Here is a 13,047-nt window from a genome sequence, read left to right on the forward strand (position 1 = left end):
ATGGGGCGGAGCACTGTGGACACCGTGACCACCACCGAGCGCTCCCTCCCGTCCGTCCACCGCCGCGAGCTCCCGCACCGCCACGGCTTCTGGGTGATCGCCGTCGCCTTCCTCACGGTGATGGCGTTCTCGACCGTGCCGACACCGCTCTACGCGATCTACCAGCAGCGCGACGGGTTCCCGGCCTTCGTCGTCACCGTGGTCTTCGCCGCGTACGCGGTCGGAGTCGTGGCGAGCCTCTTCCTCGCCGGGCACGTCAGCGACTGGCTCGGCCGCCGCCGGATCCTGCTCGCGTCGATCCTCGTCGAGGTCCTGGCGGCCGCCGTGTTCCTGCTCTGGCCGGACGTGCCCGGGCTGATCCTCGCCCGCCTGCTGACCGGGCTCGGCGTCGGCGCGCTCACCGCGACGGCCACCGCCCACCTCTCGGAGCTGCGCGCCGTCGCCCGCCCGGAGGAGGGCCCCGGCACCTCCCGCGCCGTCTCCGCCCTCGTCAACATGGGCGGGCTGGCGCTCGGCCCGCTCGTCGGCGGGGTGTTCGCCGTGACGGTGCGCGAGCCCCTGGTCGTCCCGTACGCCGTGTTCCTCGTCCTCCTGGTCGTCCTCGGGATCGGCGTCGCGCTCGTCCCCGAGACGGTCGAGCGGCGCGAGGTCCTCCCTGCCTACCGTCCGCAGCGCCTGGCCGTGCCGGCCGCCTCCCGCGGCGTCTTCCTCTCGGCCGCGGTCGGCGCGTTCGCCGGGTTCGCCGTGTTCGGCCTCTTCACCTCGCTGGCGCCGACCTTCCTCGCCGGGCGCTTCGGCGAGACCTCCCACCTCGAGGCGGGCGCGGTCTCCTTCGGGGTCTTCGCCGCCGGAGCCGTCGCGCAGCTGGTCTCGATCCGGCTGTCCTCGCGGACGGCGCTCCGCCTCGCGGCCGTGGCGCTGACGGCCGGGCTGCTGCTGGTCGCGTCCGGCGCCGTGATCGTCTCGGTGTCCGCCTTCATCGTCGGCGGGGTGCTCGCGGGAGCGGGCGTGGGCCTGCTCTTCCGCCTGGCGCTCGGAGTCGCCGGCTCGCTCGCCACCGACGAGACCCGCGGCGAGGTGCTCGCGGCCGTGTTCCTCGCCGCCTACCTCGGCCTCGCGGTGCCGGTCCTGGCGATCGGTGCCGCGCTCGCGCTCCTGCCGGCCGTCCCGGTCCTGCTCGGCTTCGTCGCCGTCGTGCTCGTCCTGGTGCTCGCGGCGATCGCCCGGTTGCGGCGCACCGCCTGACGCGAGCGGGGGAGGGGCCGCGAGCTGGACAATGGAGGCATGAAGCTCTTCCCGTTCGGACGCGGCGACGCGAACCCCCTCCCCTCCGACGACCGCGGCTCGGGCAAGCTCGACGACTACGACTACGAGCTGCGCCCGAAGTCGCGGCGCGGTGACACCCTCCTCCGCCTCGCCGACTCCCGGCCGCACCAGGACGAGATCGCGCGGGTGCTCGCCCTCGGCGAGGACGAGGTCACGGCCGTGATCCCGCGCCGCACCGCGGAGGAGGAGCGCGTGGACGCTCCGATGCCGGTCCGCCTGTTCGCGGCCCAGCGCCCCTCGGGGCTCGTCGGCCAGGTGCCGCGCGGTCTCGAGAACGTGGTCGAGGCCGCCCTCGCCCGGCTCTCGGAGGCGGGGAGGTCGCCCCGCGTGCCGGCCCGCATCGTGACCGTGAGGGGCGGGCTGCGCGTCGAGCTGCTGATGCACGAGACGCGGGGCTGACGGGCGGAGGGCCCGCCGGGTCGGCGCGGTCCATGGAGGAACCGCACCGCGGCTGATAGCATGAACCGGTTCCGAATCCGAAAGCGACCGCCGGTCGACCCAGGATTCGAGCCACGGAGCAGGCCGGCAGGAAGCTGGTCCTCGGTGGTGGAGTCCCGGACGGCGGCAGCGTGCGACAGAGCACGGGCCGCCGCGGCACGAGTCGCAGGCGGCACGTCCCGCTCGCGGCACAGGTCGCGACAGCCCGGAGCTCTTCTACTGGTGGCCAGCACGAACGCCCTCCACACGACGGCACGGCGCGAAGCCCTGCCGTGGGATCGTCTCGATTCCTGACCGGACCGCTGCTCCGACGAACGCCGGCGCCCAGAAGGGGCGCCGCTGCAGACGTTAAGGAGACAGACCTCTTGGAAGGTCCTGAAATCACATTCGCCGAAGCCGTTCTCGACAACGGCTCGTACGGCACCCGCACCGTCCGCTTCGAGACCGGCCGCCTCGCGCAGCAGGCTCAGGGCGCCGTCGCCGCCTACCTCGACGAGGACACCATGCTCCTCTCGGCCACGTCGGCCTCGAAGAACCCGAAGGACAACTTCGACTTCTTCCCGCTGACCGTCGACGTCGAGGAGCGCTCCTACGCCGCCGGCAAGATCCCCGGCTCGTTCTTCCGCCGCGAGGGCCGCCCCTCCACCGAGGCGATCCTGGTCTGCCGTCTGATCGACCGGCCGCTGCGCCCCTCGTTCGTCGAGGGCCTGCGCAACGAGGTCCAGATCGTCATCACGGTCCTCAGCATCGCGCCGGACGAGTTCTACGACGCCCTCGCGATCAACGCCGCGAGCGCGTCCACGCAGATCTCCGGCCTGCCGTTCTCCGGCCCGGTCGCCGGCGTCCGCCTGGCGCTCATGTCCGACGGCTCCGGCAACGACCAGTGGGTCGCCTTCCCCAAGGCCTCCCAGCTGGAGAACGCCGTCTTCGACCTCACCGTCGCGGGCCGCGTCGTCACCAACGAGGACGGCTCCTCGGACGTCGCCATCATGATGGTCGAGGCCGAGGCCACGGAGTCCTCCTGGAACCTCATCAAGGCGGGTGCGACCAAGCCCAGCGAGGACGTCGTCGCCGAGGGCCTCGAGGCCGCCAAGCCCTTCCTCCGCGCACTCGTCGAGGCGCAGGCGAAGCTCGCCGCCGAGACCGCGAAGCCGGTCAAGGACTACCCGGTTTTCCTGCCCTACGCGCAGGAGACCTACGACAACGTCGCCGAGCTCAGCTACGACGAGCTCGTCCGCGTGTACCAGATCGCCGACAAGGTCGAGCGGCAGGACGCCGACGACGCCCTCAAGGCGCGCGTCAAGGAGCAGATCGCCGAGCGCATCGCCTCGGGTCAGCTGTCGGCCGAGGCCTACAACCAGGTCGGAGCGGCGTACAAGTCCGTCACGAAGGTGGTCGTCCGCGGCCGCATCCTCCGCGACGGCGTGCGCATCGACGGACGCGGCCTGGCCGACATCCGCCCGCTCGACGCCGAGGTGCAGGTCATCCCGCGCGTCCACGGCTCGGCCATCTTCCAGCGCGGCGAGACCCAGATCCTGGGTGTCACCACGCTGAACATGCTCAAGATGGAGCAGCAGATCGACTCGCTGTCGCCCGTCACCAAGAAGCGGTACCTGCACCACTACAACTTCCCGCCCTACTCGACCGGTGAGACCGGCCGCGTCGGATCGCCGAAGCGTCGCGAGATCGGGCACGGCTTCCTCGCCGAGCGCGCCCTCGTGCCGGTGCTGCCGAGCCGCGAGGAGTTCCCCTACGCGATCCGCCAGGTCTCCGAGGCGCTGAGCTCCAACGGCTCGACCTCGATGGGCTCGGTCTGCGCGTCGACCCTGTCGCTCCTCAACGCCGGAGTGCCGCTGCGCGCCCCGGTCGCGGGCATCGCGATGGGCCTCGTGTCCGACGTCGTCGACGGCCAGACCCGCTACGCGGCGCTGACCGACATCCTGGGCGCCGAGGACGCGCTCGGCGACATGGACTTCAAGGTCGCCGGAACCGCCGAGTTCGTCACGGCCATCCAGCTCGACACGAAGCTCGACGGCATCCCGTCGTCGGTGCTCGACGCCGCGCTCAAGCAGGCCAAGGACGCCCGCACCACGATCCTCGCGGTGCTCACGGCGGCCATCGACCAGCCCGACGAGATGGCCCCGACCGCGCCCCGCGTGATCTCGGTGCAGATCCCCGTCGACAAGATCGGCGAGCTGATCGGCCCCAAGGGCAAGACGATCAACGCGATCCAGGACGAGACCGGCGCCGACATCTCCATCGAGGAGGACGGCACCGTCTACATCGGAGCCGTCGACGGTCCGTCGGCCGAGGCCGCGCGTGCGCAGGTCAACGCCATCGCGAACCCGACCAACCCCGAGGTCGGCGAGCAGTTCCTCGGAACCGTCGTCAAGCTCGCGACCTTCGGCGCGTTCGTCTCGCTCCTCCCCGGCAAGGACGGACTGCTGCACATCAGCGAGGTCCGCAAGCTCGCCGGCGGCAAGCGCGTCGAGAACGTCGAGGACGTCCTCGGAGTCGGCCAGAAGCTGCTCGTCCAGATCACCAAGATCGACGACCGCGGCAAGCTGTCCCTCGCGCCCGTCGTGGCCGAGGAGGCCGAGGTCGAGGCACCCGCCGAGAGCTGATCCCTCCTGCACGACCGTGACGCCCGTCCCACTCCGGTGGGGCGGGCGTCCGTCGTCGGCGGGGGCATGGGGTACGGTGGCGGGACCGCGCCGCACCGCCCCGACCGGAGGACTCCGTGACCGACCCGACGCCGCTGGCCACCGAGCCGGAGACGCTGCTCCTCTCACGCACCCTGGGTCGGACCGGCCTCCCCGTGCATCCGCTCGCCCTCGACGGCTCCGTCTTCGGCTGGGCCGCCGGGATCGACGACACCACCGAGGTGCTCGACGCTTTCGGCCGTCTCGGCGGCACCCTGATCTCGACCGCGGACCACTACGCGACCGGTCGGAGCGAGTACATGATCGGCCGCTGGCTCGAGCAGAGCGGGCTGCGCGAGCGGATGCTGGTCGCGACGAAGGTCGGCCGGCACCCGGACGCGCCGGGCCTCGCCCCGGAGGACGTCCGCATCGCGATCGAGGGGAGCCTCGAGCGGCTCGGCACCCGGATCGACCTGCTCTCGTTCGACAGCGAGGACCCCGGGATCCCCATCGCCGACAGCCTGGCGGCGGTCGCGCCGTTCCTGGCGGACGGATCGGTCGGCGCCCTGGGCGCCGCGCACTTCAGCGGAGCCGCGATCACGGCGCTGCACGAGACGGCGACCGCGTTCGCGCTGCCGTCGCTCTCGGCCGTCGTGTCGGAGTACAGCCTGATGGAGCGCCGGACCTACGAGACCGACGTCGCCCCCGAGGTGGTGCGGCTCGAGCTCGGCACCCTCGCGCGGCTGCCCCTGGCGAGCGGCTACCTCACCGGCGCCCTGCGCAGCCGCACGGACGAGCCGGAGTCGGCCCTGTTCGAGGCGGGCCTGGACTACGTCGGCCGCCACGGCTCCCGCGTGCTCGCTGCCCTCGACGAGATCGCGGGGGCCCACGGCACGGAGCCCGGCGTGGTCGCGCTCGCCTGGGTGCTCTCGCACCAGGAGGTCTCGGCGGCGATCGTCCGGGCGCGGAACGCCGCGGAGCTCGAGTCGCTGTTCGCGGCGGCCGCGCTCCCGCTGACCCGGAGCGACATCGCTCAGCTGGACCGCGTCTCCGCCTGAGGCTCTCGCCCGCTGGTCCGCCGCCGTCGAGCGCCGCGCCCCGCGCCGGGCTCGGAGCGGGGCGCGGCGAGGTTCAGCGGCGCAGGATGCGCGCCTCCCACGGGCCGAGCGTCGACCCGGTCGCACTGGCGACGTTGCCGAGGACCGTCTCGGCAGCCGCCCACTCCTCGAGCAGCGGCACCTCGAGCGGCTCACCGGACACGTTCCCGACGACGAGCAGCTCGCCCGGTCCGGTGCGCGTGAAGGCGAAGAGCGCGGGGTGCTCGGGCTCCAGCAGCGCGAAGCGGCCCAGCTGCACCGTCTCGTCGGCGTGCCGCAGCGCGATCAGCGCCCGGTAGTACTCGAAGACCGACCGCTCGGCGGCCCGATCGGCGGCGACGTTCACCTCGGCGGCGTTCGGGTTGACCGCGATCCACGGCTCGCCGGTCGTGAAGCCGGCCTGGAGGCTGTCGTCCCACTGCACCGGCGTGCGGGCGTTGTCGCGGCTCTGCGCGCGCAGCCCGGCGAGCACGGTCGCCGGGTCCTCGCCGCGCTCGCCGACGGCCTCGGCCCAGTAGTTCAGGGACTCGACGTCGCGGAAGTCCTCGATGCCGGCGAACGGGACGTTCGTCATCCCGATCTCGTCGCCCTGGTAGATGTACGGCGTGCCGCGCTGGAGGTGGAGGAGCGTCGCCCAGAGGGTCGCGGACTCGTAGCGGTGCGCGCCGTCGTCCCCGAAGCGCGAGACGAGACGCGGCTGGTCGTGGTTGCCGAGGTACAGGCTGTTCCAGCCGCGCTCGGCCAGGCCGTCCTGCCAGCGCGCGAGGTTGGCCTTCAAGGCGACCAGGTCCAGCGGCACCGGGTGGAACTTGTCGACTCCGTGGTCGATGCCGACGTGCTCGAACTGGAAGACCATGTCGAGCTCACGCCGCTCGGGATCGGTCACGAGCACCGCCTCCTCGAGGGTGACCCCGGGCATCTCGCCGACGGTGAGGAAGGAGCCCTCGCGGTGCGCGAACACGGCCTCGTGCATCTCGCGGAGGTACTCGTGCAGCCGCGGACCCACCCCTCCGACGATCCCCGCGCCGCCCTGCTCGCCGTCGACGGCTCCGACGTCCTTCGAGACGAGGTTGATCACGTCCATCCGGAAGCCGTCCACTCCGCGGTCGAGCCAGCGGTTCATCATCGCGTGCACCGCGTGCCGCACCTCGGGGTTCTCCCAGTTGAGGTCCGGCTGCTGCACCGCGAAGAGGTGGAGGAAGTACTCGTCCGTCGCCGGGTCGAGCGTCCAGGCCGGGCCGGAGAAGTAGGAGCGCCAGCCGTTCGGCTCGGCGACGTCGAGGCCGGCGCCGGCGGCCGCCTCGAGCTCGCGGCCGGGCTCGGCCGAGCGGCGCCCGCGGCGCCACCAGTACCAGTCGCGCTTCGGGTCCTCCTGCGAGGAGCGGGACTCGACGAACCAGGCGTGCTCGTCGCTCGTGTGGTTGACCACGAGGTCCATCACGATGCGGATGCCGCGCTCGTGGGCCTCCGCGAGGAGCAGGTCGAACTCCTCCAGCGTCCCGAACCGCGGGTCGATGTCCTCGTAGTCCGAGATGTCGTAGCCGTTGTCGTGCTGCGGTGACGGGTAGACCGGCGAGAGCCAGATCACGTCGACCCCCAGGTCGGCGAGGTGGTCGAGCTTCGAGCGGATGCCGCCCAGGTCGCCGATGCCGTCGCCGTTCGAGTCCGCGAACGAGCGCGGGTAGATCTGGTAGACGACGGCGCTCGTCCACCAGGGCGCGGACGTCTCCCGCTCGGGGGAGTCGGAGGTCGGGGCGGCGGTCTCGGAGGGGGTCGGGGCGGCGGAGTCCATGGTCGCGAATCTAGCCCGGACGGCCGACACGGAGGGGCCCGCCGCACCGCTCGCCGGCGCGAGTCGACCCCGCCGGCGGCGCCCGTGTAACGATCTGGTGAACCGTGCGCGACCCGGCGGAGTGGCGGCTCCGGCGCTCGGATACTCTCTCCCCTGGCGGGACCCGAGCCGCCGCAGGGAGAGTGGTGGCGTGCCCAGGGACAGGACCGGCGCCGTCGTGCGGGCTCCCCGTCACAGTGCCGTCCCGCTCCCGCCCGCGGTCTCCCGCGCAGCCGCCTCGAGCGGCGTCCTCGCCGAGACCGGCCCCGTCGAGCCGACCGCCGTCGCACCCTCGCGCCGCCGGCCGATGGGCGACTCCGGCCACGACCTCTTCCCCTTCGTGCTCGACGCGGCGGCCCTCGGCCGCGACGACGGTGCCGCGCTGCTCGAGCGCTACGCGGCGTGGGGCGGCAACGGCGTCGTCGTCACCGACTCGAGCCTCGCTGAGGGCGTCGGCGGCTGGCCCGCCGGACACCGCGACCGGGACCGCTTCCTCCTGATCGGCCGCTTCGCCGCTCCGGTCGGCGCGCCCGCGACGCCGCGTGCGCTGGTGGACCGTGTCGAGGGGGCGCTGCGCCGCCTCCGCACCGATCGCCTCGACGTGCTGGCGGTCCGCCCCGACGGGGCCGGACGCCTCGACGAGCTCCTCAGCGCCGTCGACGTGCTGCTGGCGCGCGGGCTGGTGCGGTCGGTGGTCGCCTCCGGGTTCTCCCCGGAGGAGCTGTTCGAGGCGCGCGTCCTGGCCGCCCACGGGCTGCCCCGCCTCGCCGGCGCGGAGGTCCGCTGGAACCTGCTCGAGCGGCCCGGCTCGGAGGGCGATCTCGGCCTCGTCGCCGCCGGCCAGGGACTCGCCCTGCTCGCGACCGTCCCCCTCGCCCACGGGTTCCTCCGCGGCGCCGAGCGCACCCGCCGCGAGCTCGGCCGCCTGCCCGACGGGGCACTCGCCGCCGCCCACCTCGGGCGCCGCGGACGCCGGGTCCTCGCCGTCCTCGACGCGATCGGTGCCGAGCTCTCGGCCGCTCCCGCCGCCGTCGCCCTGGCCTGGCTGCTCGGCCGGCCGCGGCTGACCGCCGCGACGGTCGCCCCGCGCTCACCCGCCGACGTGGACGCGCTGGTGCGCGCGGTCTCGCTCGAGCTCGACCCCGGACACCTGGCCGCGCTGGAGCGCGCGCGCCGCTGACCGCGCCCGTCCGCGACGCCCCCTGCACCTCTCCCGCCACGGCGCGACAGCCCGGCTCGGGCCGCCGTCGCGGTGGCCTAGGGTGGGCACGATGAATCACGGAGTCGCACTGCCCCTCGACCAGCCGGAGACGTCAGTCCGGGCCGCAGGCGGATCCACGGTCCGCCGCTCCGTCCTCCCGAGCGGTGTCCGCATCCTCAGCGAATCGGTGCCCGGCGCCCGCAGCGCCACGATCGGCTTCTGGGTCGCCGCGGGTTCTCGCGACGAGCGGCCCGGCCGCCCCGCGACCGCGGGCGAGCCCGCCGTGCCCTCCAACGTCGGCTCGACGCACTTCCTCGAGCACCTGCTGTTCAAGGGCACGCAGAAGCGGTCCGCCCTCGACATCGCCGTGTCCTTCGACTCCGTGGGCGGGGAGCACAACGCTCTCACCGCCAAGGAGTACACCTGCTACTACGCCAAGATCCAGGACCGCGACCTCCCGATGGCGGTCGAGGTGATCGCCGACATGGTGACCTCGAGCCTGATCGATCCGGACGAGTTCGAGACCGAGCGCGGGGTCATCCTCGAGGAGCTGGCGATGGCGGACGACGATCCGGCCGACGTGGCGGGCGAGAAGCTGTTCGAGGCCGTGTTCGGCGACCACCCGCTGGGCCGCCCGATCGGGGGCACCGCCGCGACCATCGGCGAGGCCACCCGGGACGCGGTCTGGGCGCACTACCGCGCCGCCTACCGCCCGCGAGACGTGGTGATCACCGTCGCCGGCGCCGTCGACCACGAGGCGCTCGTCGCGCTGCTCCAGCGGGTCCTCGTCGCCGACGGCTGGGACCTCGGCACGGCGGCCCCGCCCGTCGAGCGGCGCGTCGGCGGCCGTGCGTCCTACACCCGCGGCAGCGCCCTGTCGGTGGTGCACCGCCCCACCGAGCAGGCGAACCTGCTGGTCGGCTTCCCCGGTCTCGCCGCGGGCGACGAGCGGCGGATGACGATGGGCGTCCTCAACTCGATCCTCGGCGGCGGCATGTCCTCGCGGCTGTTCCAGGAGGTACGCGAGAAGCGCGGCCTGGCCTACTCCGTCTACTCCTTCGCCCCGTCCTACTCGGACGCGGGCCTCTTCGGGCTCTACGCCGCGTGCACCCCGGCGAAGGCGGGGACGGTCGCCGAGCTCCTGCTCACCGAGTTCCACCGCCTCGCCGAGGACGGCGTCACCGACGACGAGCTCGCCCGCGCCCGCGGCCAGCTCTCGGGAGCGGCGGCGCTCGCGCTGGAGGACTCCGACACCCGGATGTCGCGCCTCGGACGCGCCGAGCTGACCTTCGGCGAGTTCGTCGACCTCGACGAGAGCCTGCGCCGACTCGCCCTCGTCGGCGCGGAGGACGTCCAGGCACTCGCGGCAGACTTGGCCCGGGGGCCGTCGTCGATCTCGGCCGTCGGCGCGGTCGACGAGTCGGCCTTCGCCGGGATCGCCGGGATCGAGAGCGCCTCCGCGATCTGATCCGATCGTCGAACGCCCGCTGACCGCGCACCGCCGCGCCGCACCAGGGAGGACCCCGTGTCCCACTACATCTACCTCGTCCGCCACGGCGAGCAGCAGGACGCCGAGCACGGCATGCCGGACGGCCCGCTCTCGGCCCGTGGTGAGCGCCAGGCGAGGCTCATCGCCGAGCGGCTCGGCGGAGTCCCCTTCACCGGAGCGTGGCACTCGCCGCTGCGCCGGGCCGAGGAGACGGCCGCGCGCTTCCAGACGCTTCTGCCGAGCCTGCCGCTCCAGCCGTCCTCGCTGCTGTTCGACTGCATCCCCTCGGGGCCGACCCCGGACATGCCCAAGGCGTTCGAGCCCTTCTTCGGCAGCGTCACCGCGGCCGAGATCGAGGCGGGGCACGCGCAGATGCAGGACGCGGTGGCCGAGTTCCTGGCGCCGTCGCGCGAGGACCGCCACGACCTCCTCATCACCCACAACTTCGTGATCGGCTGGTTCGTCCGCCACGTGTTCGACGCTCCCGACTGGCGGTGGCTGGGCCTCAACCAGGCCAACTGCGGGCTGACGATCATCCGCGTCCGCTCCCGCAAGCCGCCGGTGCTCGTCGTGCACAACGACCTCTCGCACCTGCCCGTGGAGCTGCGCACCGGCCTGCCCGAGGCCCAGCCGTACTGAGCTGCGGGCTACGCTGAGTCGGTGACTACCTCCGTCGCCGTGGTCGGCGCGTCCGGCCGACTCGGCTCGTTCACCTGCTCGCTCATCGAGGCGTCGAGCGAGTTCTCGCTCGTCGCGCGGCTCGGCTCGCGGAGCGATCCCGCCGAGATGCTCGAGGCCGACGTCGTCGTCGACATGACCGTGCCGGCCGTCAGCCAGCAGATCGTCGACTTCGCCGTGGCCAACGGGAGGAAGGTGCTCGTCGGCACCTCCGGCTGGACCGGCGACCGGATCGCGGCCCTCCGGCGCAGCGTCGCCGAGCAGCCGGAGGCCGGCGTCGTGATCATCCCCAACTTCTCGCTGGGCTCGGTGCTCGCGACCGCGCTGGCCACCGTGGCCGCGCGCTTCTTCGACGCCGCCGAGATCGTCGAGACCCACGGCGCCCGCAAGGTCGACTCGCCCTCCGGGACCGCGGTCCGCACGGCCGAGCTGCTGCTGCGCGCCCGGGCCGAGCTCGGTCCGGTGCAGGCTCCGCACACCGACCAGCGGGCCCGCGGCCAGCAGGTCGCGAGCGTCCCGGTCCACAGCCTCCGCCTGCCCGGAGTGGAGGCGCGCCAGGAGGTCGTCTTCGGCGGCACCGGCGAGACGGTCACCATTCGGCACGACACCACCTCGCAGGCCTCCTACGAGCAGGGCGTCCTGCGCGCTCTCGACGCGGTCCGGACGACCACGGGCGTGGTGGTGGGCCTCGACGCGCTGATCGACCTGCGCGCCGCCTTCGACGCCGCGCCTCTCGACGAGCGGCCGGTCGACGAGCAGCCCGTCATCGACCGGGCTCCGTCCGGCCAGGCCGCCGCAGCGACGAGCACCCCGTGAGGACCCGCATCGGCGTCGTCCTGATGGCGGTCCTGCTCGCCCTCTACCTGTTCGTCTGCCTGCAGTACTCCGTCGTCGCCTTCGCCGCGGCGACGGTGCCCGGCATCGTGATGGGCGTCGGCCTGCTGATCCTCGGCGCCGTCGGCGTCTGGGGGCTCGTGCGCGAGCTGCTGTTCGGGCTCCGCGCCGAGAAGCTGGCCCGTCGGCTGGAGGGCGAGAACGCGCTGCCGCAGGAGGTCCTCGACTCGCGGGCCAGCGGGCGTCCGCTCCGGGAGGAGGCGGACGCGCTGTTCCCGCAGTACGCGGAGGAGGTCGATGCGCAGCCCGGGAGCTGGCGCGCCTGGTACCGCCTCGGCCTCGCCTACGACGCCAGCGGCGACCGCAAGCGCGCCCGAGGCGCCATCCGCCGGGCCATCGCGCTGGAGCACGAGGCTCCGGCCTGACCGCTCGGCCGCGACCCGAGCGCGGCTCTCCGGCGAGTACCGCTCAGGCGGCCCGGATCAGGCGAGCACCCACTCCAGCGCCTCGCCGACCGTGCGGTGGCGGAACTCGAAGCCGTCGTCGAGCAGCCGCTGGGGGACCAGGCGCTGGCTCGAGAGCAGGAGCTCGTGCCCGGCGTCGCGCAGCGCGAGCTCGATGATCTTCTCGGGGACGGCCAGCTTGAACGGGCGGTGCAGCTGCTCGGCGAGGGTGCGCATCACGTCGTTCGCGGTCGCCGGCACCGGTCCGGCGAGGTTCACCGGGCCCGAGAGCGAGGACGTGAGCAGGTGGCGGATCGCCGCGGCCTCGTCGTAGAGGCTGATCCAGGGCCAGGCCTGGTTGCCGCTGCCGAGGGGTCCGCTGAGGCCGAGCTTCGTCAGGGGCAGGAGCGGCTTGAGCGCGCCGCCGTCGCCGAGGACGAGCCCGGTGCGAGCGGTGACTACCCGCGTGGCCTCGGGCGCGAGGTGGGCGGCCTTCTCCCAGCGGTCGACGACGTCGGCGAGGAACCCGTCGCCGCGCGAGGACTGCTCGGTGAGCTCCTCGCCCGGGCGGTCTCCGTAGTAGCCGACCGCGGAGGCGTTGATCAGCGTCGTCGGCGGGGTCGAGGACATCCGCATCGCGTCGGTGAGGGTCTGCGTGGACTGGATCCGCGAGTCGAGGATCTCCCGCTTGTAGGACGCGGTCCACGGCAGGCGGCTGATCGAGGCGCCGGAGAGGTTGATCACGGCGTCGACGCGGTCGAGCACGCTGAAGTCGAGCATGTGCGAGGTGGGCGCCCAGTGGAACTCGTCCGGGCTCGACGGCGCGTGGCGCACCAGGCGCAGGATCTCGTGCCCCTCGGCGCGCAGCTGGCGGGTCAGCTCGGAGCCGATCATCCCGCTGGCGCCCGAGATCAGGACGCGGAGCCGGGGAGCGGACGCATTCGGCCGGGCCGAGGGCAGCTCGGACGGCGTCGACACGTGCTCGCCCGGCGTGCGCGCGGCGCGTCGCGGCGAGCCGGAGTCCGTGGTCCCGTCGTGGTCGGAGTGCCGTGCGGATGAGTCGCTCAT

11 protein-coding genes are annotated in these 13,047 nt (G+C 73.4%); 9 read left to right on the forward strand and 2 right to left on the reverse strand.

What is annotated here, in order from left to right; translation table 11 throughout:
- The first annotated feature begins 24 nt into the window (after positions 1 to 24).
- The 4 genes from C5C71_RS09355 (at position 25) to C5C71_RS09370 (ending at position 5,464) form a co-directional block, all read left to right on the forward strand.
- Positions 25 to 1,245, forward strand: coding sequence for an MFS transporter (locus tag C5C71_RS09355; RefSeq protein WP_258068699.1), 1,221 nt, complete (start codon positions 25 to 27; stop codon positions 1,243 to 1,245).
- Positions 1,246 to 1,284: 39 nt separating this feature from the next.
- Entirely contained in the window at positions 1,285 to 1,725 is a 441-nt protein-coding gene (locus tag C5C71_RS09360) for a hypothetical protein (protein ID WP_104226292.1), read from the forward strand.
- Between the two features lie 404 nt (positions 1,726 to 2,129).
- On the forward strand, positions 2,130 to 4,388 hold the full coding sequence (locus tag C5C71_RS09365) for a polyribonucleotide nucleotidyltransferase (protein WP_104224806.1): 2,259 nt from the start codon (positions 2,130 to 2,132) through the stop codon (positions 4,386 to 4,388).
- A gap of 116 nt (positions 4,389 to 4,504) precedes the next feature.
- The gene (locus tag C5C71_RS09370; RefSeq protein ID WP_104226294.1) at positions 4,505 to 5,464 is read left to right on the forward strand and encodes an aldo/keto reductase; all 960 of its coding nucleotides are present in this window, start codon (positions 4,505 to 4,507) and stop codon (positions 5,462 to 5,464) included.
- A gap of 73 nt (positions 5,465 to 5,537) precedes the next feature.
- Here C5C71_RS09370 and C5C71_RS09375 read toward each other — a convergent pair whose 3' ends face one another.
- A complete protein-coding gene (locus C5C71_RS09375) occupies positions 5,538 to 7,295 on the reverse strand; it encodes an alpha-glucosidase (protein WP_104337589.1) in 1,758 nt (585 codons plus the stop codon).
- A gap of 190 nt (positions 7,296 to 7,485) precedes the next feature.
- On the opposite strand from C5C71_RS09375, the gene C5C71_RS09380 reads away from it, so the two are divergent.
- The 5 genes from C5C71_RS09380 to C5C71_RS09400 all read left to right on the forward strand — a co-directional run bounded on the left by C5C71_RS09380 (position 7,486) and on the right by C5C71_RS09400 (position 11,961).
- Positions 7,486 to 8,514, forward strand: coding sequence for an aldo/keto reductase (locus tag C5C71_RS09380; RefSeq protein ID WP_181065686.1), 1,029 nt, complete (start codon positions 7,486 to 7,488; stop codon positions 8,512 to 8,514).
- A gap of 91 nt (positions 8,515 to 8,605) precedes the next feature.
- Entirely contained in the window at positions 8,606 to 10,003 is a 1,398-nt protein-coding gene (locus C5C71_RS09385; protein ID WP_104224504.1) for a pitrilysin family protein, read from the forward strand.
- A gap of 57 nt (positions 10,004 to 10,060) precedes the next feature.
- Positions 10,061 to 10,663: a histidine phosphatase family protein gene (locus C5C71_RS09390; protein WP_104224462.1), complete on the forward strand. Its 603-nt coding sequence runs from the start codon at positions 10,061 to 10,063 to the stop codon at positions 10,661 to 10,663.
- Positions 10,664 to 10,684: 21 nt separating this feature from the next.
- Positions 10,685 to 11,518: a 4-hydroxy-tetrahydrodipicolinate reductase gene (dapB, locus tag C5C71_RS09395; RefSeq protein ID WP_104337590.1), complete on the forward strand. Its 834-nt coding sequence runs from the start codon at positions 10,685 to 10,687 to the stop codon at positions 11,516 to 11,518.
- Positions 11,515 to 11,961: a hypothetical protein gene (locus tag C5C71_RS09400; protein WP_104250175.1), complete on the forward strand. Its 447-nt coding sequence runs from the start codon at positions 11,515 to 11,517 to the stop codon at positions 11,959 to 11,961. The genes dapB and C5C71_RS09400 overlap by 4 nt, the downstream gene beginning before the upstream one ends.
- A gap of 57 nt (positions 11,962 to 12,018) precedes the next feature.
- Here the strand turns inward: C5C71_RS09400 and C5C71_RS09405 are convergent, their stop codons facing one another.
- Complete coding sequence (locus C5C71_RS09405) at positions 12,019 to 13,047, reverse strand: TIGR01777 family oxidoreductase (RefSeq protein ID WP_104226299.1); 1,029 nt, start codon at positions 13,045 to 13,047, stop codon at positions 12,019 to 12,021.

It is taken from the genome of Rathayibacter sp. AY1C1 (assembly GCF_002932105.1).
Classification (GTDB): domain Bacteria; phylum Actinomycetota; class Actinomycetes; order Actinomycetales; family Microbacteriaceae; genus Rathayibacter.